The sequence below is a fragment of the Klebsiella sp. 4_1_44FAA genome (assembly GCF_000238715.1).
Taxonomy (GTDB): Bacteria; Pseudomonadota; Gammaproteobacteria; order Enterobacterales; family Enterobacteriaceae; genus Klebsiella; species Klebsiella pneumoniae.
This window is the reverse complement of the sequence record NZ_JH414853.1, coordinates 1-726: the sequence shown is the minus strand read 5'-3', so window position 1 is coordinate 726 and position 726 is coordinate 1. Positions and strand designations below refer to the sequence as shown.

2 pseudogenes are annotated in these 726 nt (G+C 61.2%); both read left to right on the top strand.

The annotated features are described in order from the left end of the window. A pseudogene (locus HMPREF1024_RS00050) lies at positions 1-235 on the top strand (plasmid segregation protein ParM domain-containing protein); the annotation flags it as partial. Between the two features lie 2 nt (positions 236-237). After that, positions 238-726 (top strand): annotated as a pseudogene (locus HMPREF1024_RS00055) (plasmid partitioning/stability family protein); the annotation flags it as partial.

Here is a 726-nt window from a genome sequence, read left to right as displayed (position 1 = left end):
TGACGAGGTTCGGAACAAAATAACAGAGGCAATCACCTCCCTGGGCGCGCGTGTCACCAGTGAGCTGACGGCCTTCAGGAACGTTAACCGGGTATTCCTGGTCGGGGGAGGGGCTTCCCTCATTGAAGAGGCTATCCGTCAGGCCTGGCCTCTGGCTCCTGACCGTATCGAGGTTATAGGCGATCCGCAAATGGCGCTGGCCAGGGAGATTGCCCTTTACAATAAAGAGGACTAAACGTGCCGGACGGCCAGTATTCTTTCTATCTGCACAGCGACGATCGCACCGACATCGCGGCGATGGCAACCATCAGCACCATCTCACAGCCTCTGCGCGGTGAGTTCATCCGTACCGCCGCCACCGCCGGGGCGGTGGTATACCAGGTGGATGCCCGTTTACCGGCGCTGATCCCGGTGTTCTTTGCCGGGCAGCTGAGCGCTGTCCGCCTTTACGCCGTGATGGCCCTGGTCTCCGGAACCTGGTCCTCACTCACCGGCCTTCCGGATGAGCCCGAAAATGGTGGGGCAGCTCTGCCCGTGTCACCGGAGACAGAATACCAGCGCCGGCGTTACACCCTGACGCTTCAGAATGGCCGGAGTGGGGAACGGGTGGAAAGTGTGCTGACGGAAGCGTCATCCCGTCTGCGTGGCGATCTGCTGAGAAACCTGATTATCACCGGTCTTGCCCTCACACGACGGCGCCGGAACTGCCGCGCCTGCTGGCCAGTA